The organism is uncultured Porphyromonas sp., assembly GCF_900541275.1.
In the GTDB taxonomy this organism is placed as follows: Bacteria; Bacteroidota; Bacteroidia; order Bacteroidales; family Porphyromonadaceae; genus Porphyromonas_A.
The window spans coordinates 18709-39243 of the sequence record NZ_UQJH01000012.1; the positions used below are offsets into that span (position 1 = coordinate 18709).

Annotated in this window: 14 protein-coding genes and 3 tRNA genes; 11 read left to right on the forward strand and 6 right to left on the reverse strand. The window is 54.7% G+C overall.

What is annotated here, in order from left to right; all coding sequences use genetic code 11:
• Positions 1-83 precede the first annotated feature (83 nt).
• From QZR17_RS05945 to QZR17_RS05960, 4 genes are all read left to right on the forward strand, one after another.
• Positions 84-599 (forward strand): copper resistance protein NlpE N-terminal domain-containing protein, encoded by a 516-nt coding sequence (locus QZR17_RS05945; RefSeq protein ID WP_297128878.1) that lies wholly within the window; start codon positions 84-86, stop codon positions 597-599.
• Positions 600-963: 364 nt separating this feature from the next.
• Positions 964-1596: a tail fiber domain-containing protein gene (locus tag QZR17_RS05950; protein WP_297128880.1), complete on the forward strand. Its 633-nt coding sequence runs from the start codon at positions 964-966 to the stop codon at positions 1594-1596.
• 92 nt (positions 1597-1688) lie between these two features.
• Positions 1689-3464 (forward strand): S8 family serine peptidase, encoded by a 1776-nt coding sequence (locus tag QZR17_RS05955; protein WP_297128883.1) that lies wholly within the window; start codon positions 1689-1691, stop codon positions 3462-3464.
• Positions 3464-4249 carry a class I SAM-dependent methyltransferase gene (locus tag QZR17_RS05960; protein WP_297128886.1) on the forward strand — a complete coding sequence of 262 codons (786 nt, stop codon included), beginning with the start codon at positions 3464-3466 and terminating at the stop codon, positions 4247-4249. Before QZR17_RS05955 ends, QZR17_RS05960 begins: the two co-directional genes overlap by 1 nt.
• A 390-nt stretch (positions 4250-4639) precedes the next feature.
• Here QZR17_RS05960 and QZR17_RS05965 read toward each other — a convergent pair whose 3' ends face one another.
• Positions 4640-4795, reverse strand: a complete 156-nt coding sequence (locus QZR17_RS05965) for a hypothetical protein (RefSeq protein WP_297128889.1) — start codon at positions 4793-4795, stop codon at positions 4640-4642.
• 195 nt (positions 4796-4990) lie between these two features.
• On the opposite strand from QZR17_RS05965, the gene QZR17_RS05970 reads away from it, so the two are divergent.
• Together QZR17_RS05970 and QZR17_RS05975 are read left to right on the forward strand one after the other, a co-directional pair.
• Positions 4991-5977: a GSCFA domain-containing protein gene (locus QZR17_RS05970; protein WP_297128892.1), complete on the forward strand. Its 987-nt coding sequence runs from the start codon at positions 4991-4993 to the stop codon at positions 5975-5977.
• Complete coding sequence (locus QZR17_RS05975) at positions 5974-8457, forward strand: bifunctional UDP-N-acetylmuramoyl-tripeptide:D-alanyl-D-alanine ligase/alanine racemase (RefSeq protein ID WP_297128894.1); 2484 nt, start codon at positions 5974-5976, stop codon at positions 8455-8457. Before QZR17_RS05970 ends, QZR17_RS05975 begins: the two co-directional genes overlap by 4 nt.
• Before the next feature lie 100 nt (positions 8458-8557).
• Here the strand turns inward: QZR17_RS05975 and QZR17_RS05980 are convergent.
• The 3 genes from QZR17_RS05980 to typA form a co-directional block, all read right to left on the reverse strand.
• Positions 8558-8644: transfer RNA gene (locus tag QZR17_RS05980), tRNA-Leu, on the reverse strand.
• A 13-nt stretch (positions 8645-8657) separates the two neighbouring features.
• Positions 8658-8730: transfer RNA gene (locus QZR17_RS05985), tRNA-Gly, on the reverse strand.
• A gap of 68 nt (positions 8731-8798) precedes the next feature.
• The gene (gene typA, locus QZR17_RS05990; RefSeq protein ID WP_297128897.1) at positions 8799-10601 is read right to left on the reverse strand and encodes a translational GTPase TypA; all 1803 of its coding nucleotides are present in this window, start codon (positions 10599-10601) and stop codon (positions 8799-8801) included.
• A 216-nt stretch (positions 10602-10817) separates the two neighbouring features.
• On the opposite strand from typA, the gene QZR17_RS05995 reads away from it, so the two are divergent.
• On the forward strand, positions 10818-12191 hold the full coding sequence (locus tag QZR17_RS05995; protein ID WP_297128899.1) for a tetratricopeptide repeat protein: 1374 nt from the start codon (positions 10818-10820) through the stop codon (positions 12189-12191).
• Positions 12192-12336: 145 nt separating this feature from the next.
• Here QZR17_RS05995 and QZR17_RS06000 read toward each other — a convergent pair.
• Positions 12337-12410, reverse strand: a tRNA-Asn gene (locus tag QZR17_RS06000).
• A gap of 75 nt (positions 12411-12485) precedes the next feature.
• Complete coding sequence (locus QZR17_RS06005) at positions 12486-14171, reverse strand: putative transporter (protein WP_297128900.1); 1686 nt, start codon at positions 14169-14171, stop codon at positions 12486-12488.
• Positions 14172-14959: 788 nt separating this feature from the next.
• On the opposite strand from QZR17_RS06005, the gene QZR17_RS06010 reads away from it, so the two are divergent.
• The 4 genes from QZR17_RS06010 to QZR17_RS06025 all read left to right on the forward strand — a co-directional run bounded on the left by QZR17_RS06010 (position 14960) and on the right by QZR17_RS06025 (position 20487).
• Positions 14960-16777 carry an SLC13 family permease gene (locus QZR17_RS06010; RefSeq protein WP_297128902.1) on the forward strand — a complete coding sequence of 606 codons (1818 nt, stop codon included), beginning with the start codon at positions 14960-14962 and terminating at the stop codon, positions 16775-16777.
• Between the two features lie 85 nt (positions 16778-16862).
• Positions 16863-17342, forward strand: a complete 480-nt coding sequence (locus tag QZR17_RS06015) for a cytidine deaminase (RefSeq protein ID WP_296158663.1) — start codon at positions 16863-16865, stop codon at positions 17340-17342.
• 6 nt (positions 17343-17348) lie between these two features.
• The gene (gene dnaX / locus QZR17_RS06020) at positions 17349-19220 is read left to right on the forward strand and encodes a DNA polymerase III subunit gamma/tau (protein WP_297128904.1); all 1872 of its coding nucleotides are present in this window, start codon (positions 17349-17351) and stop codon (positions 19218-19220) included.
• A gap of 52 nt (positions 19221-19272) precedes the next feature.
• A complete protein-coding gene (locus QZR17_RS06025) occupies positions 19273-20487 on the forward strand; it encodes a C1 family peptidase (RefSeq protein ID WP_297128907.1) in 1215 nt (404 codons plus the stop codon).
• Positions 20488-20535 lie beyond the last annotated feature (48 nt).

A 20535-nucleotide genomic window follows, 5' to 3' on the forward strand; every position in this document is an offset into this window, starting at 1 on the left:
ACAATAATTGGTTCGCTAGCTAACTACTAACTTCAGAATCAACAAGAGCAGAAACTTATCACTATAATTAAGTAGTTATAATCATGAAGAAGATTTTCGCAATCGCATCAATCGCACTGGCACTCGGACTCGGTCTGGCTGCTTGCGATGGTAAGCAAAGCAAGGAGGACGCAGCTCTGGCACAGGCCAAGGCTGACTCTCTCGCTGAGGTAGCACGTCAGGACTCTATCGCCGCTGTACGTGCCGCCGTAGCTGCTCCCTATGTAGGCACCTACGAGGGCGAGCTGCCCGCAGCAGACGCCTCCGGTCTTCGTACCGTATTTGTAGTTACCCCCGAGGGTGGCTACACCTACGATCAGGCTCTCGTCAGCGATGGTGAGCAGAAGTTCCATGACAATGGTACCTTCACCATCGATGAGAATGGCATCATCGTCCTGATGAGCCAGATCAATGAGGAGACCGAGGCTACCCCTTTCATCCGCATGCAGAAGGATGAGCAGGGCAACCTGATCGTCGTCAATGCCGACGGCACCCTCCCCGAGGATGTAAAGGCTTACACCCTCGTCAAGAAGGCTGAGGTCGCTGAGACCATGGAGTAATCCACAGACCTTGGTCGGATAACCAAGCGAAAAAGAGGGATGTGTCCGAGCGGATGCATCCCTCTTTCTTTGGTCATTGGGCAAAGAGATCACCTGCCGAGACACCCCCTTTGCTCCCTCCACCGATGCGCCCGGCTGAGGTCCTCTGAGTCACCCTCCTACAAGGGCAATTTCTTTTACCGATATTAGCGTGATCTAATACCGATATTAGTCTCGCCTAATACCGATATTAGATCACACTAATATCGGTATTAGAGAAAAGGCTGAGGGGACAGACCCACATTGTGTATTGTTTTTTTTAGAATGAAGAATTTGTTTACCTTTGCTAAAACTTATAATCATAACCCTTAGCATTTATAGTCTTATGAGAATTGATCACATTGTCCCTATCTGCTTAGCGTTGTTTGTGTTTTCGCTGATAAGCACAAAAGACGTATCCGCACAAGTGCGGTTTCGTCCTCTGAACAAGATTACCATCGGTAACATAAAGCCATATGACTCATATGGGCTTACTATGGTCACCGACGGCTTGTTTTTTACATGCAAAGGCGGTAATTTCCTCAAGATGGATGTTATGCCTTCAAACCCAAGGATCTCCGGCACAGGGGATCAGGTGGTTTTCTATAATACTGCAACCAGTTCTTTCAATAGCATACAGGTGAAAAAAGTATTCACCTACTCAGATGTTCGCGCCAAAACGAACATTCGGTCACTCAGTGATGGTTTGATGATCATTAATCGGCTCAGGCCGGTGACGTATAGATTTGCAGACGAACGGTACTTGCTAAAGCGTACAGCTACCGGATCGCAGGAGATTGGATTGATTGCCCAAGAAGTAGAAGCAGTTCTTCCTGAAATCGTATACACCGATGAGGAGGGCCACAAGCTCATTAACTACGATGCACTTATTCCTGTTCTCATTGAATCTGTGAAGAGTCTCTCTTCACAGGTTGAAGACCTTAAGCGAGAAGTCAACTATTTGCAGAGCTTGCATTGATTATGATTCGGAGATTTAAGCTACCTTACGCTCTTGTAGCGTTTTGTGGACTGTTTTGCCTTCTTGGGTGCTCTGATCCAATCGGTGAGGAGATGAGTGCTGTCACTTCATCAGAGCAACGCAGTACCAAAACAGAGGCTCGTAACGTTGCTACGCGCTTTTATTACTATAGAGGAGAGAAGTTATTCCTAACCCCTACATTTGAGAAAGTGTTTGTCGTCTATCGCGACATCTCATCATTCTCATCAGAAAAGAGGTCTGATGCCATATTTTCAGGCTCTGTGTTGTCTGCTGAAACACCAAGCGGGGGGGGTGCTCCCAATGCTATAGAATCTGGTCTCGGATGGGCTGTCGTCCCCACCACATCCTTGCAAAAGCTTTCCTCCAATGATATCGTATACAGAACATCTACCTTAAAGGACAGCTCTGGTGAGGAGTATGGCTTAGGCTATACTGTATATGTGAAACTAAAGACACCAAGAGACGAGACCTTTTTGCGGAATTTGGCCAAGACTTATGGGCTGACCGTGGTGCGGCAGAATGAGTTTATGCCGTTATGGTTTGTGCTCTCTTGTCTTTATGCACCAGGGGATCGGGATGCCTTAGACTATGCCAATCTTTTTGCTGAAACGAAGAGGTTTGAGGCTTCGGAGCCGGATCTATTTCCTCTTAGGAGTATGCTCAATACCACTTTGGATGATCCACTTTATCATTTTCAGTGGGGGCTTAACAATACAGGTCAACGAAATGGCACGCTTGGTGTTGACATTTCTTACGAAAACGCTCGCCTTATAACAGCTGGTAGCAAGGACATCGTAGTCGCAGTGATAGATGAAGGGGTTGATCTGACACATCCGGACTTAAACCTCTTTTCAAGGAGTTACGATGCGGTTTCAAGAACATCTCCTTGCAAAATCTATGGAAGCCACGGGACTGCATGTGCCGGCATAATAGGTGCTAGATGTAGTAATTCGCTCGGGATCTCGGGTATAGCTCCCGAGTGCCCTATACTTCCTATAAGTATTAACTTTAGTGATAGGGTAGGGATATACGAAGCTATTTCTAATGCGTTCAATTTTGCAGTAGAACAAGGAGTAGCTGTTATTTCTAACTCTTGGGGAGGTAGTGGATCTGCAGGGATGAGCATACTGGAGGATGCCATTCGACGATCTCTTAATACAGGAAGAAATGGTCTCGGTTGTATTGTGGTGTTTGCGACTGGCAACGAGGATCTTGCTGAGATTTCATACCCTGCCCGTGCTATTTCAGAAGTCTTAGCTGTCGGAGCAATGGATCCAAATGGAAATAGAAAGAGACCAATGGCATTTGACAATATTAACTGGGGTTCAAATTACGGGGAAGGACTCGATTTAATTGCTCCAGGGGTTTTTATTCCCACAACCGATATCCAAGGTTCTCGAGGGTATGATCCTAGCGACTATTTCCTAGAGTTTAACGGGACATCTTCTGCATGTCCTCACGTTGCTGGAGTAGCGGCACTTGTTCTCTCTAAGTACCCCTTTCTGAATAGGTCGGAGGTGAATGAGATCCTTTGCAAGACTGCCGTAAAGATTCCTGCGTATGATTTTTCAAGACAGGATAAGTATGGTGATTGGAATAATGAAGTTGGCTATGGAAGGCTTGATGCTTATTCAGCCTTGTTGACAGCCTCAACCTATAATGACGAGGGGGTAGTTTATTTTCAGAATAAACAAGTGTATAGTGATGTGTCCGTGAGTGGAGGGAGGATTGTTTCAGACCATGTAAAAGTGTTCTCCAATGGCTATTTGACATTCAAATATGATAGGGAGTTGACTATTGATGCGCCCTTTGATATTGAATACGGTGGTCAAGTGACTATATTGTAATGCAGCGACGTCATTTGGATAGGCTCGCCTATTTCGGCGAAGAGGTTGCGACCTCTCAGGCATTCTATTTGCCTTATGTCAGGAGTTTTGTTGGTTCTCTTGAGTCTTTAGACATTATTGAGATTGGCTGTGGCGAGGGGGGCAATCTGCTCCCCTTCTTCCGTTCCGGAGCGAGGGTTACCGGTGTTGATCTATCGGAGAAGAAAATCGCTCTTGCAAAGCGATATTTCAGGCTTAACAAGGCTCAAGGAGTATTTTTGACAGATGATTTCCTTAACTGTCCATTAGACTGTGGAGGCTTTGATGTGGTGATTTGTCACGATGTCATAGAGCATATTAGTCCGTCCAAAAAGTTGCCATTCATGCAACGCTTAGGTGCGCTGTTAAAGGAGAGGTCTGGTGTCGCATTCATAGGATTTCCTGCTTGGCAAATGCCTTTTGGAGGGCATCAGCAAATGTGTGACCATCCGATCATCTCGCACCTGCCGTGGATACATCTTTTGCCCAAGCAGGTTTATAGAGGATTGCTCTCATTGGCTGGAGAAAGAGAGGGTACAATTAGAGAGCTATTGGAGATCAAGGAGTCCGGTGTGTCCGTGGAAAGCTTTCTCAGACTCTGTGAAGAGTCCAAATTAGAGATCCTTGACAGTAGACTTTGGTTTATCAATCCTCACTACCAGGTCAAGTTTGGACTTGTCCCCATTGAGCTCTGTTCTTTTGTTTCCGGCATGCCATATGTGAGGAACTTTCTTTCGACTTCATGCTTTTTTGTCCTTACAAATTAGGATCGGCACCCTTATCTTTTTTCGACAGCCCTCTCGCCGGACCTCAATGTCGTCTCGACCGATCCTGCCGTCCCGATCTGCCTCACGAAAACCACTCAGGTAATCCTTGTACCACCGGTCAAGACGCTTCGCTTCCGTCCCGAGGACATAGGCGATACTACCAATGCTTATCGGCTTCCCCTCGACCAATTTCTTTTAAAAAAGCACCGAACTTCGGTGTGCATTTGATCCTTTCGATCGTGTATTTATAGGTGTTGAAAAAGGACTTTCGACCACCCTTCTCCTTCCACCGCCGCCGTCGTATGTAGATGAATGCCTCGCAACCGGCTGAAAAAGTCTGGATCTCGCAGGGATTCATATAGCCACATCGGACCACCTCCTTGGCTTCCGTCAGCTCCGGAGGATAATGGCTCTCATCGTCCTTCTCGTCTCCATATAGAGTCGGTACACCCCACACTCCTTTTTCACCTCCTTCAGCTCAAAGTCGTGAAGAATCTCCTCCGGAACAAATGCCGATATCAGCTCCCTTATCTCTGCTGCTTCCATAGCCTCTTAACAACTTCCTCATCTATTATCTATTGTCTCCTCAACAAAGGTAATCTCTTTTCCCCTCCCGTCCCAGCACATCAAAATGCGAATTAGCCGGTATTAGAGAAAAGGCTGAGGGGAAGGCTCCTCATTGCCCCCTTTTTGCGATCGTTTTTCAATGCACATAGCGGTATTTATCGGTACCTTTGGGGTATGATTTTTCGCAAAGTCATCGAGATAAAAAAGCCGGATAGGCTCTACGACCGAGGAGATCGGTTCGCGCTCTGGGGCTCCTGCTTCTCCACCCGTCTGAGGGACTACCTTATGGGAGAGCTCTACGATGTATCGGACTCGCCCTATGGGATCATGTACAACCCTCTCTCCATCGCTCAGGGTATGGAGCGTCTGCTCTCAGGCAGAGCACCGCGTGAGAAGGAGATGATCCTCCGAGATGGTCGGTGGCACTCTATGATGCACCATGGGGCTTTCTCTCACAGTAGTAGGGAGATGGCTCTACAGGGGATGCAGGAGGCCTTTGAGAGATCAAGGACCGCACTTGCGGAGACTGACCTACTCATCCTGACCCTCGGCACCGCCTGGGTCTACGAGCGACAGGGGGAGGTGGTCAATAACTGCCACAAGCTGCCCGCCGAGGACTTTACCCGCCGGCGGCTGTCGGTCGATGAGATCGTCAGCGACTGGAGCCGACTGATCCCCTTACTGATCGAGCAGGCACCCCGCATCAGGATCCTCCTCACCGTCAGCCCGATCCCTCACTACAGGGATGGGGCGCACGAGAGTCGCCTCAGCAAGGCGATCCTGCTGCTGGCTGCCGAGAGTCTCACAGAGCTCTTCCCCGATCGGGTCTCCTACTTTCCCTCGTATGAGATCATGCAGGACGAGCTGAGGGACTACCGGTTTTACGACAGAGATATGGCGCATCCCAGCGACCAAGCAGCGGAGTACATCATCGAGCGCTTCCGCGAGTGCTACCTCCGAGAGGAGAGCGGGCCCACGCTGCAGAGGTGGGCGAGAGTGCGCAAGCAGCTCATTCACAGACCGCTGACAGACAGTCCGGGCAGCCTACGAGACCACTACAACTCACTCCTCAGTGCCCTCCTTGAGATCCGAGCAGAGCTGCCGAGAGACTATCTCGATCGTGAGATACAGCGGATACAAGAGATACTATCACATCTATGACATCAGTAACTATCACCGATATAGCTTCGGCACTGGGATGCCCGACGGTCAGAGACAGCCGTATGATCACCACCCTCCTGACCGACTCTAGGGCACTCACTTTCCCTGAGGGGACACTTTTCTTTGCTCTCGTCACCCAGAAGCAGGACGGGCATCGGTACATCAAGCCACTCTACAGCCGGGGGGTGCGTGCCTTTGTCATATCGGACCGGCACTTCCCGACCGATGAGTACCGCGATGCCTCCTTCATCGTGGTGCCAGACTCCCTCGCCGCCCTGCAGCAGGTGGGCTCCCTCCACCGCCACAGGCTGTCGATGCCTGTCGTCGGCATCACGGGGAGTAATGGCAAAACGACCGTCAAGGAGCTGCTCTATCAGATGATCGGAGGGGTGCGAAATGTGGCTCGCTCCCCTCGTAGCTACAACTCTGCCATCGGCGTGCCGCTCTCCCTCTGGGGCATCAGCGATGACGCCGACCTCGCTCTCATCGAGGCGGGCATCTCACGACCGGGCGAGATGGATCGGCTTGAGCGGATCATACTGCCGACGTTGGGAGTGCTGACCCACCTTGGGACGGCCCATATGGAGAATTTCCCCGACCGGCAGGCGCTGATCAGGGAGAAGCTTAAGCTCTTCCGCCACTGCGACCGGGTCTATGGCTGCCTTGATTTGGATCCTGACTTGGAGACCGTCCTGCGGGAGGGGAGCTACCCCTTTGTACTCACCGGCTGGAGCCGAAGTCGTCAGGATGCGGTCCTCTCGATCTGCAAGGAGGTGCATACTCCCGGAGGCGTGGATGTGGATGCGACTCTGAATGGAAGGGAGGTTCACTTCGAGCTACCCTTCCTTGACGACGGGACGATCGAGGACTGCTACCTGGCACTCTCCGTGCTGACGGAGCTGGCGCCGGAGCGACTGGAGGATCTCTCCTTTACCCGCAGGCTGGAGCCGGTCTCCATGCGCCTCGAGACCCTGGAGGGGGAGCATGGCATGACGATCATCAACGACACCTACAATGCCGATCTCGACTCCCTCTCCATCGCGCTCTCTGCCCTTAGGCGCCGACAAGAGCTACTCTCCAAGCCATCTGCCGTCATTCTGTCAGCCTTCCGCGAGAGCAGCCACGACAAGACGGGGCTCTACTCCACGATCTCGAGTCTCCTCCGCCACTTTGACCTCTCCGAGATCATACTGATAGGCGACGAGATGGGACAGTACCGGGCCTCCTTTGACCCCAGTGCGAGATACTACCGCACGACGGAGGACTTCCTCGCTGACCATCCGGAGGAGTACCTCGCTGATCACGTGGTGCTGATCAAGGGCGCTCACGAGAGCCATCTCGAGGAGATCGTGAGGAGGATGGTCCGGCGAGTGCACCAGACGATCCTTAGTGTCAATCTCTCTCGTCTCGGACACAACCTCGACCTCTACCGAGCACACCTTCCGAAGGGGATGAAATTTACCTGCATGCTTAAGGCCAACGCCTATGGTCTCGGGAGCAACGAGGTGGCGCGATACCTCGAGCAGACCGGTGGGGTGGACTACTTTGCCGTAGCTGTCTGCGATGAGGGGAAAGAGCTGCGCCGCCTCGGCATCACCACGCAAATCATGGTGATGAATCCGGAGCCGGGGTCGTATGAGCAGATCATGAGCAACCACCTGGAGCCAAATATTTTCAATAAGCACCTCCTCCTCGACTTTATCTCGGCCGCTGAGCGGTATGGCGCCCACCTTTACCCCATCCATCTGAAGTGGAATACGGGCATGCACAGGACCGGATTTGACGAGGATGAGGTGGAGGAGGTGCTGACCATCCTCTCACGGACCAGTGCGGTCCGCGTCGCCTCGATCTTCACCCACCTCTCGGTCGCAGACGAGCCGACTGAGGACGACTACACCTACCGACAGCTGGCGATGCTTGATCGTGTGGAGCAGCGACTTCGTCAGGCGCTACCTCACCCCTTCCTCAAGCATGCCCTCAATACCGCCGGCATGACACGCTTCCCGGACTACAGGTCCGATATGGTCCGGCTCGGGTGTGGGCTCTACGGGCTCTCCCCCCTGCAGGTGGACCCGATGGGGCTGGAGCCGGTAGCGTCACTATCCTCCGTGATCCTCCAGACACGCAATCTACCCGCCGGTGCCACTGTCGGCTACGGGCGCAAGGGACTCCTCAAGCGCGACTCCCGCATAGGAGTAATCCCGATAGGCTACGCGGACGGGCTCCCAAGGCAGCTGGGCAACGGTCGGGCGCTCTTCCGGACGGAGTCAGGCGCCCTCGTCCCCACGGTGGGCAACGTCTGTATGGATGCAGTGATGCTCGACCTCACCGACGCACCGACCGCCATCGAGGGCAGTCGGGTGGTGATCTTTGACGACCAGCTCCCCATCACCCGGCTCTCCGATGCCTGCGACACGATACACTACGAGATCCTCTCCCGCCTCTCGAGTCGCATCGCCAGGCACTACTTCACAGAGTAAGGCCGAGAAGAGAGCAAAAAAAGCGCACGTCGGACTGTAGTGCCTGACGTGCGCTTTTATCTGTGTCAAGAGAAGACTCTCCCCCACCCCTCTCTCTCTGTGCCCGAAGCGGGACTTGAACCCGCACGACCTTATTCGGGTCAAAGGAGTTTAAGTCCTTCGTGTCTACCGATTCCACCATTCGGGCGGTGAATCAAAAGAGCGGAAAACGAGACTCGAACTCGCGACCTCAACCTTGGCAAGGTTGCGCTCTACCAACTGAGCTATTTCCGCAAAACCCTTCCCCCACCGGTTTCGTGACGCAAAGTTACGATTTTATCGCAACTCCGCAATGTGCCTGCTTACTTTCCTGACCGCTTGCGATCGAGTTCACTGAGGAGGATCTTACGCAGACGGAGGCTCTTCGGGGTGATCTCCACCAGCTCGTCCGACTTGATATACTCCAGCGCATCCTCGAGCGAGAAGATGATGGGCGGTGCGAGCACCACCTTGTCGTCACTCCCGGCAGCACGTACATTGGTCAGCTTCTTTGACTTGCAGACATTGCAGGGGAGGTCGTTGTCCTTATTGTGCTCCCCTACCACCTGACCCTCGTAGACGTCCTCACCCGGAGCGATGAAGAAGCGTCCGCGGTCCTGCAGGTTGTTGAGTGCGTAGGCGAAGGCATTGCCGGTCTCCAGCGAGACGATAGAGCCATTGGTGCGACCGGGGATATCCCCCTTCCAGGGCTCAAAGGAGAGGAAGCGGTGCGAGATAATGGCCTCACCGCTCGAGAGCGTGAGGGCAGCGTTATTGAGCCCAAAGATCCCTCGAGAGGGGATGTGGAAGGTGACGCTGACACGACCGTTATTGGTCTCCATAGCCACCATCTCTCCCTTGCGGCGGATGCAGAGGTCGACCAACTTGCTGGCGCACTCCTCGGGAGCCTCGATCTCCAGCTCCTCGATAGGCTCGCACTTCTGACCATCGATCTCCTTGATGACCACCTGAGGCTGACCCACCTGTAGCTCATAGCCCTCACGACGCATCTCCTCGATCAGGACGGAGAGGTGGAGGACGCCACGGCCGTAGACCATCCAGCTGTCGGCGCTATCGGTCTGCTCTACACGGAGAGCGATGTTTTTCTCCGTCTCCAGCATCAGCCGATCCTCGATCTTACGCGAGGTGACGTACTTGCCCTCACGACCGAAGAAGGGGGAGTTATTGATCGTGAAGCGCATACTCATCGTAGGCTCATCGACGGCGATCGTGGGGAGCATCTCGGGGGACTCGGGGTCGGCGATGGTCTCTCCGATCTCGAAGCCGTCAATGCCGATCACGGCACAGAGGTCGCCGGAGTGCACCTCGTCCACCTTCTGCCGACCAAGACCGCTGAAGATATCCAGCTCCTTGATCCGCTGCCTCTCGATCGTGCCATCAGACTTCATCAGCGCAATCTCCTGCCCTGCGCGGATCGTGCCGCGATGGACACGACCGATGGCGATACGCCCCACATAAGAGGAGTAGCTCAGGGAGGTGATCAGCATCTGGAGCGGTCCCTCGTTGATGGGTGGCGCAGGGATATACTTGATCACGCCGTCCAGCAGCTCAGTGATATCCTTCGTCGGCTTATGCCAGTCGGTGCTCATCCAGCCCTCCTTGGCAGAGCCGTAGAAGGTGGGAAACTCGAGCTGCTCCTCAGATGCGTCCAGGTCAAACATCAGGTCAAAGACCTTCTCCTGCACCTCATCGGGTCGGCAATTGGGCTTATCCACCTTATTGATGACGAGGATCGGCTTAAGCCCTATGCGGAGGGCCTTCTCTAATACAAAGCGGGTCTGCGGCATCGGACCCTCAAAGGCATCCACCAGCACGAGGCAGCCATCCGCCATATTGAGGACGCGCTCCACCTCACCCCCGAAGTCAGCGTGCCCGGGGGTGTCGATGATATTGATCTTGTAGTCCTTGTACTGGATGGAGACGTTCTTGGAGAAGATCGTGATACCTCGCTCACGCTCCAGATCGTTGCTGTCCAGTACCTGCTCCAGCTTCTCACTCGGGTCCCTAAAGAGGTTACCCGCCTGCAGCATACGATCCACGAGAGAGGTCTTACCATGGTCGACGTGAGCGATGATCGCGATATTTCTGATCTTATTTTCTTCCATCTTTTTCGTCCTAAAATGTGCGTGCAAAGTTACACAAATTGCAACGAACGCCATCAAGCTCACTCTCCCTGATGCGATTAAGTCGAAAAAGGCCCCCTCCACCCCTCTTTTGCCTATTCCGAAAGGAACTTATGCGATGATTTTATTACATTTGTAATACTTAGAGTGGTGGCACCTATTGTGCTTAGATTTCCTCTGAGGTTACCTGAGTTTATTATGATCGAATTTTTAAAGTCCAATTTCACAGTCGGTGATCCCATCGAGATCACCACGGACACTGAGACGGTACAGGGTCAGATCGAATTCATCGGCCCCGACTACATCGTCCTGAGACTTAGCAACAATCAAGTCAAGGGCATCAGCGAGTCTAGCATACGTACATTCTCCTCCATCAGCGAGCAGACCCGCCCCGACGATGCCCGGGACGATGCCGCACCCGAAAAAGAAGAGGAGCAGGAGAAGTCGCCCACTGAGACCTCACCCGAGGAGACAGAGCCGGCCAAGCCTTTTACCAAATACAAGCCGGGCGATCGCGTCCCTCTCTCAGTGCTGACAGAGCGGGATCCGTCTCTGCTCAACGACTGGAGCAAGAAGGGTGAGACAAAAAAGAGAAATGAGGAGGCGGTCAAGGGCGTCCGCGAAGCCTATGTCCAGGCAAAGAGTGCCAGCAGGAAAGAGGACCAAGTGGTGATCTCCCCCATCGGCAAGATCGTGCAGCTCCGACCATCCTACCAATTTGGCTTCATCGACATCTCAGACGGACGACGCTATTACTTTAATCGATCAGATATTATCGACAGCTCTCTCAGAGACTTCTCCGGAGAGAATATTGAGGTGGTATTCCTCCCCGCCTCCAACCACAAGGGGCTGACGGCGAAGGCTATCGTCCGTCCCCAGACGGTGGACAAGCTACTGGATACCGTGATGGAGCGGACCACGCAGGGGGACCTCTTTCGGTCGCGCAACCTCCTGCGCCTGATCACGGATAAGTACCCCAAGAACCAAAGTGCCAAGGAGGTACTCGAGGCTCTCGAGAAAGTGCTGGACAAGGATCGTGACCCCGAGGATGGGGACGATGCCTACAACGAGGGGATCCGCCTCATGAACGAGAAAGACTTTGAGGGAGCACTCAAGGGCTTCTTAGCCTCGATCGAGGAGGGGAAGCGCGTAGAGCAGGCGATCAAGCAGGCGATAACCACCTATGTGCGTATGTACACCGCGACAGAGGATCTGGAGGTCAAGGAGACCACGAGGCACTCAGCACTCGACTTCATCAACGAGAAGCGTAGCGAGCTGCCCAATAACATCAATACGCTCTTCGTCCTGGAGAACGCCTACTTTGCACTCGGCGAGTACTCCGCTCACATCGACGTCGTGGAGGAGGTGATCAACTTCTGCGCGAAGAAGAGGGACATCGCGAAGTACCTCTTCTACCTCCGTAAGGCGGCCCAGAGCTACTTCCGTCTCGGTGACTACGCCCACGCCCTCGACACGGCACAGGAGGGGCTGGAGCGGGAGCCGGACGATGAGCAGCTGAGCAAGCTCAGGGATATGGCTCAGGACGAGCTCAATGTGCGACTGAGGAAGTAAGCATACCGCCTACATAAGACACCTACGGGCGGTCGAGAAAAGAGCTCTCGGCCGCCCGTAGGTACTTCTGTAGGTCTCGAGGTGGCAGTTGCCAACAAACGAAGTAAGCGGCTGAGAGTGATCTCTCAGCCGCTTACTCAACCTGCGCTTGAACTTGGACTTGAACCAAGGACCCTCTGATTAACAGTCAGATGCTCTAACCAACTGAGCTATTCAAGCATTTCCTCCCGTCCCCTTTTGCTCTGCAAAGGTAGGATGATTTTCTGAAATCTCCAAGCCTACTCAGGCACTAAATCACAAGAGTCCGGGGAAGAGTCCCACCACCAGCTGACTCAGGATCACCCTCGCAAACATCGCCATCGGGTAGACGGTGGCATAGCTGATCGTCGGATCATCATCGTCATCGCCATCGCTGACGAGACTGAGTGCCATGGGATTGGCCATCGCACCGGTGAGCATCCCTGAGGCGACATTGTAAGACATATTGGTCCACTTAAGCACCACCAGCCCTACGATCAGCGTCGGGACGACAGTGATCACAGTACCCCAGGCAAACCACTCCAGACCGGGACCATTCACCAGCATCTCCCAGAAGTGCTGCCCGCTGCTGAGACCCAGACCGCCCAAGAAGAGCGCTAGACCTAAGTTACGCAGCATCAGATTGGCACTTGTGGTAATGTAGATATTCATCTTGAAGCGCGGACCATAAGCCCCCATCAGGATACCGACGATGATCGGACCGCCCGCCAGCCCCAGCCGCAGCGGTGCGGCAAGTCCCGGCAGATAGACCGGGATCATACCCAGCAGGCAGCCCAACGCTATGCCGAGGAAGATTGACACCACGTAGGGCGTATCCAGCGGCTTCAGTTCGTTACCCACGACGTTGGCCAGCTCCTTGATGTCCTTCTCCCGACCTACGGCACTCAGGCGATCACCCATTTGGAGCCGAAGATTGGGTCGCGCGACCAGCTCCATGCCATTGCGTGTCACTCGGGTGATATTGACATCAAAGCGACTACGGATCCTCAGCTGACTCAGCTTCACGCCATTGCAGGACTCTTTCGTCACCAAGAGGCGCTGCATCACCAGCGGATCGCGGTCGTTGTCCCACTTCAGCTCATCCTCTCGATCCTCCACGGCACCGAAGAGGTAGGTCAGTCGCTCCACATCACCCCGCTCACTAGCCACCCGGAGGTGGTCTCCGGTATGGAGGAGCGTGTCCTTGGTCGGTGTGATATACTCCCCGTCACGGAAGAGCCGTGACACGATGAAGTGCCCGCCCAGAATATCCTGCAAGCTACTCATCCTCTGACCATCGAGGGCGGGATTGGAGACCACATACTCTCGTGCCGTATGCTGTGACTCGCTGTCCACCAGCGTGCTGTGCTGATCGGTCTTGTGGGGGAAAAGGCGCTTGAGGAGTGCGAGGACGAGGATCACCCCCACCACGCCCATCGGATAGGTGATGGCGGTAGCGATCGCCATATCATTGGTCGACCGAAGGATCTCCGCCGGATCAGAGAGCGCCGTCGTCGCCGCCTGCTGTGCGGCCGCCATGGCAGGCGTATTGGTGACTGCACCGGAGAGCGTACCGATGAGCCCGGATAGGTCCAGCCCCGTAGTCTCGAGGAGGATAAAGAGCATCGCAAAGCCACCGGCGATCAGCACTAAGCCCCAGAGGTTGAGCCAAACCCCGTGCTGACGAAATGACGAGACAAAGCCCGGCCCCACCTGCACTCCGAGGGCATATATAAAGAGGATGAGCCCAAAGTCCTGGATCACCCGAAGCATATCCCCATTGACCCGCGCACCGAAGTGCGCAAAAAGGATCCCTACGAAGAAGACCCAAGTCACGCCCAGTGTAAAGCCCTTGATCTTAGCCTTGCCTAAGTAGACGCCCATAGCACAGACCACACAGAGTAGTAGGATGGTCTGTATCGGTGTACCGGAGGACCATATCGCCTCCCATGCTGCTTCCATTACGTTATCTCAATCTTCAATTTTTGCGTGCGCAAAGTTAAGCATAATAAGCATATTATGAAAAATGCAGTCGCGTCTACTGACGGGCAGGCCCCCAGATCGGTCCTGTGATCGGGGCAGGGGTGACGCATATGAGTGGCACATAAGCCACTCAACTCACTGTGAAGAGTGGGAAACGAAGCACCCGCAATGGCGTCGCACCATCAAGCCTACCCGGAGAGTGAAACACCCGTACCCAAACAGCCCACTCCTCAGGGAAATCTCTAATACCGATATTAGTGAAGCCTAATACCGATATTAGACTTCACTAATATCGGTATTAGATAGACTGCCTATCCATCGGGCATTGGGCACCACTCCCCTTATGAGCTCCACAGCAAAGTCCGTTAGGGCCTATGTAAGCAACAGAGATAAGGGAGCTAATATCGGCATTTGTCCCGGAGGAGATCCTTTGCGATAGTGCTGCCGAAGTGAGCCCCGGTCTCTTTCATTCTATAAGCTACTGTATTGGTTCGTTCCTTCTCGGATCAACTCTACCCCCCTCCCGGCAGATCAAACTGCGAGCCGGCCATATTATGTTCGGCAAGCACCATCTTAGGCAATGATGGTTTTTCTTGGGATTAAATTTATTGGCAGAGATGGAGCATTTGAATGGCTTCAGTAAGGCTCAAATGCGTCATCTCCATCCTAATATGATCGGGGTAACAAGTCAGGAGACAAGGTCTTTTTAAGTATCTTTGTAGAAAACCGACAGAGAATAATCACCACCGCACAACAATTGATTTTCGATGGTACAAGTTCTTATCATCCTATTACTTACGGCAGTACTACTGATGTGGGGGCGGATCCGGTCGGACGTGATCGCGCTCTGCTCGATGGTGGCGCTCGTGCTGACAGGAGTGATCACGCCGGAGGAGGGTTTGGCAGGATTCTCCAATTCGGTCGTCATCATGATCGCCGGGCTCTTCATCGTCGGGGGCGCCATCACCCAGACCGGTCTCGCCCGACTGATCAGCAATAAGGTACTCTCCCTTGCCGGGGAGAGTGAGCTAAGGCTCTTCTACCTCGTCATCCTCGTGACGATCATCGTGGGACTCTTCGTCAGCAACACCGGCACCGTCGCCATACTTATGCCGATCGTGGTGACGATAGCCTCGCAATCGGGCGTGGATGCACGCCGGTTACTGATGCCGATGGCCTTTGCCTGCAGTATCTCGGGGATGATGACGCTGATCGGCACGCCGCCTACACTGATCGTCCACAATGCCCTGATCGAGTCGGGGAGAGAGGGACTACAATTCTTCACCACCCTGCCAGTCGGGCTGATCATCCTCCTGCTCTGCGGGGCTCTCCTCTGGCCGCTCTCCAAGGTGCTGAGCAGGAGAAGCGATGGTCATGCGACCGGACGACGGCTGCGTAAGAGCCCGGAGCAGCTCAGTAATCAGTACAACCTCCTGGAGGATCTCTATCGACTGAGGATCGAGGAGGGCAGTAACCTGAGAGGAAAGTCCCTCTCGGAAGCAGACCTGACGGGCCGCTTCCACTGCAGCGTGATCGGAGTGAAGGGGGTCCACATAGGTGCCCGCGCCACGGTACCTACAGCGGAGACCACCCTCGAGAGAGGCTTTGTACTCCACGTAAGCGGGGCATACGAGGATGTCCGGCGGCTGGCAGAGGAGACAGGCCTCACCTTCCTCGATGAGGAGAGACCCTTCTCGGGACAGCTCTCCTTCAGCGAGTATGGGCTCGCCGAGGTGGTGGTAAAGCACAGCTCCCGACTCATCGGCATGCAGATCAGCGAGACAAAGCTCCGACAAAACTATGGCATAAGCGTCGTCGGACTGCAGCGACACAACTCCTACATCACGCAGAGACTCTCCCGAGTACGGATCCACGAGGGAGATATGATGCTGGTGCAGGGCACATGGGAGGACATCGAGCGACTTGGGAGCCAGGAGCCGGACCTGATCGTGCTGGGCGAGCCCTCCGCGGAGGCCTCCAAGGCAATCATCAGCGAGCGCGGACCGCTGGCAGCGGTGATCATCCTGCTGATGATCCTGGCTATGATCTTCGAGTGGCTTCCACCGGTGATTGCAGTCCTCCTTGCCGATGCGCTACTGATCCTTACCCGATGCTTCCGCAGCGCCAAGGATGCTGTCAGCACCATCAGCTGGGAGAGTGTGATCCTCTTCGCCTGTATGATGTCGCTCGCCACTGCGATGGACAACACCGGCCTCTCCACGGTGATCTCGGGCGGTATTGTCAGCGGACTTGGTGCCTACGGACCCTACGCTGTCCTCGGCGGGATCATGCTGGGTACGCAGGTACTATCGATGTTCATCAGTAACACCGCCACGACGGTCCTCTTTGCCCCCATTGCTCTCCAGGCTGCGACAGGGCTGGGAGTGGATCCCCTACCCTTCATGATCGGTGTCACCGTATCGGCAAGTATGTGCTTTATGAGCCCCATATCCACGACGCCCAACGCTATGGTCATGAGTGTCGGGCGGTATAGCTTTATGGACTATGTGAGGGTGGGACTTCCACTCCAGATCATCGTCATAGCAGCGATGGTCTGGCTCCTGCCGCTCTTTTATCCTCTATAAAGGTCGTAAAGGAAGAGTAAAAAGGGCAAAAAATCGGGAGAATTTTCGTATCTTTATCGCTACGAGTACTAAGCAAAGCGAATTTATGTCAGAGCGTAGAGATATAGAGATACCTGTCAGGGAGTTACCGATCGACCGGCTCTCACCGGAGGATCAGGAGCTTGTGGCTAAGGCGAAGGAGATTGTCTCCGGAGCTTATGCCCCCTACTCCCACTTCCACGTCGCTGCCGCCCTCCGTCTGGAGAGCGGACGGATTGTCCTTGGGACCAATCAGGAGAACGCCTCCTACCCCCTCGGACTATGCGCCGAGCGGACCGCCCTCTTCCAGTCGGGTGCCCTCTATCCCGATGACCCCGTCACTTCGCTCGTGATCGTGGGTGCAAAGGAGGATGGCACGATCATCAAGACCTGCGCCCCATGCGGAGGCTGCCGCCAGGTGATGCTGGAGATGGCTGACCGCCATCACCACCCTTTCCCCGTGATCCTCGCAGGGCCCGAGTCGGCACTTGTGGTCGAGGACTGCCGAGACCTACTGCCGATCAACTTTGACGCCTCATCTCTGTAATCGACGATGAGTGACTTTGTCGTATCGGCACTGAAGTATCGCCCCTCCACCTTCAGAGACGTGGTGGGGCAGGAGGCACTGACCACCACGCTCCTCAATGCGATCAAGGAGGATAAGCTCAGCCACGCCTACCTCTTCTGCGGTCCACGAGGAGTGGGCAAGACCTCATGCGCCCGCATCTTTGCCAAGACCATCAACTGCGAGCATCGCACGCCGGAGGGTGAGGCGTGTAATGAGTGCAGCGAGTGCATCGCTGCCAATGAGCAGCGGTCGTACAATATCTTTGAGCTCGATGCGGCCTCCAATAATTCCGTCGACGACATCCGTAACCTCATCGATCAGGTCTACATCGCCCCTACGACAGGGAAGTACCGGGTATACATCATCGATGAGGTGCATATGCTCTCCTCCAGTGCCTTCAATGCTTTCTTGAAGACGCTCGAGGAACCGCCGGCGCATGCCATCTTTATCCTCGCCACCACGGAGAAGCAGAAGGTCCTCCCGACCATCATCTCACGCTGTCAGGTCTACGACTTCCGTCGGATCACCTCCGATGATATTGCCCGACACCTGGAGTATGTGGCTAAGGATAAGGGGATCAAGGCGGATAAGGAGGCACTCCAGCTGATCGCACTCAGCGCCGACGGCGGGATGCGCGATGCGCTGAGTATGTTTGACCAGATCACCGGCTTTGGCAACGGCTCAGTCACGGTCGAGGGGGTGCGGAAAAACCTAAGCCTCCTCGATGAGGACGGCTATTTCTCACTCCTCGACTACATCACCCGTGGCAATCATAATAAGGTGCTCCAGCTGGTGGACAACTTCCTCCGCCGTGGCTACGACACAGACGTGGTGATGAGGGGGTTCTCCAATTTCCTCCGCAATCTCCTCGTGGCTCGGACCAAGGATACCATCGCCCTCGTGGAGGCTCCGGAGTCGATCAAGGAACGCCTAAGCAAGGTGAGCACTGCCCTGAAGCCGGGACTGATCTGGAATTACCTGAAGATCTCTACCGCCTTTGGCTCCAAGTATAAGAGCAGTAGCGAGCGAAGGCTTGCCCTCGAGGTGGCTCTCCTCCATATGTGCGAGCTCTCACCGACAAGCGAGCTAAAGTCTCCCGCTGAGGTAGCGGAGACCACCACCCCACCGAAGCAGGCTCAAGCCACTCCCACACCGGTACAGAGCCAGCCGAATGCCCCACAGTCCCAGCAGGTCGCACCGCAGCAGGCAGCGCCTCAACAGAGCGCACCGCAGCAGAGCGCACCGCAGCAGAGCGCACCTCAGCAGGCAGCGCCTCAGCAGAGCGCACCTCAGCAGAGCGCGGGGCAACCGCAATGGGGTACTCCGCAGCAGCAACAGCAGTCACCGCAGGTACCACCTTATCACCAGCCGAGCGGGAACGCTTCTCAGCAGAGTGCACAGAGCCGCTATGGCTTCTCGCTCTCCACGGGACGGCGCACCGCTGATCAGGGACAGCCTACTGCGTCCCCATTGCCCAATCAGCCTAAGAGGAATAATCCCTTTACCGAGGAGCAACTCAAGGCAGCGTGGACGACTTATCGACATCAGCCCCACGTGGATCGTCTGATTGCCGGGGCGATGAAGGATCATCCACCGGTCTTCACGCCCCCCTACTCACTGGAGATGAAGGTCTTCAGCGAGACGGAGAAAGCGGAGATGGAGAAGGTCTCGGATCAGCTGCTCCAGTACCTCAGAGACAGTCTCAGCAATGACTTCCTGACGATCTCCTTCCCCGTGGTCAACGACCCGAGGGAGCTGGGACCCACGACACCGGCCGAGAAGTATGACTACTTCGTCAAGAAGAATAAGTGGGTCGAGCGACTGGCAGAGGATCTCGACCTGAAGCCCTACAGCTAAGTATATCATTCAACCACATTTTAGTTTTTCAAACCACTAATTTTATCACAGCATGAAAAGAACTCTTTCTTATCTACTGATGAGTCTTGCCGTCGCAGGAACCTTTACCCTCACGGCTGCAGCACAGACCTCTGATCAGAAGTCTGACGAGTATGTCTTCACGACCGTGAAGGCATGCGAGATCACCCCGGTACAGGATCAGGCATCCACCGGTACTTGCTGGTCCTTCAGCACCCACTCCTTCCTCGAGGCTGAGTCCATCCGTCAGGGTGGTCCCAAGCTGGTCACCGCACCTATGTACACCGCCTCTATGTCCTATAAGGATAAGGCGCGTGACTATGTGCGCTACCACGGCAACCAGAACTTTGCCGAGGGCGGAAGCTTCTACGACGTCATCTACGCCGTGCAGCACTACGGCATCATCCCGATGTCTGAGATGCAGGGACTCAACTACGGTACCAAGCGCCACAACCACCAGGAGCTCTACGCCATCACCAAGGGCTTCCTCGACGGACTGGTCAACCAGATGGATCGTCGCAACAGCCTCTCTCCCGTCTGGACGAAGGCCTTCGACGGCATCATCGATTCCTACCTCGGCGTGGCACCCAAGACCTTCACTGTAGATGGTAAGACCTATACCCCGGAGAGCCTCCGCAAGGCCATGAAGATCGATGCGAATAACTATGTATCCCTCACCTCTTACATGAGCCAGCCGCTCTACGAGCCCTATATCATCCCGATCCCCGACAACTGGCGTCACAGCGCCAGCTACAACGTCACCCTCGACGAGCTGATGGAGACGATCGACAATGCGATCAATAACGGATTCACCATCGCCTGGGGCACGGACGTGAGCGAGCCCGGATTTACCCGCGATGGTCTCGGCATCCTCGCCGACCTGGACCTGCCGGAGAATGCAGGCTCCGATCAGGAGCGCTGGGTAGGTGCCTCTGACAACCAGCGTCACCGCATGGTGATGGAGCGCATCTCCAAGCCCGGTATCAAGGAGATCGAGGTGACCCCCGAGTATCGCCAGCAGGGCTTTGACACCCTCGAGCTGACCGATGACCACGGCATGCTGATCTACGGTATCGCCAAGGATCAGAATGGTAAGAAATTCTATATGGTCAAGAACTCCTGGGGCGAGAGTGGCAAGTACAAGGGCATCTGGTACGTTACCCCTGCCTTTGTAGCCGGCAAGACGATGAATATCGCCATCCACAAGGACGCTCTCCCCAAGGCCCTTCGCGCTAAGCTCGGCCTCTGATAGCCTCCCCTGAATAGGAGGTATCCTAATAGTGGGCGGTGCAGAAAC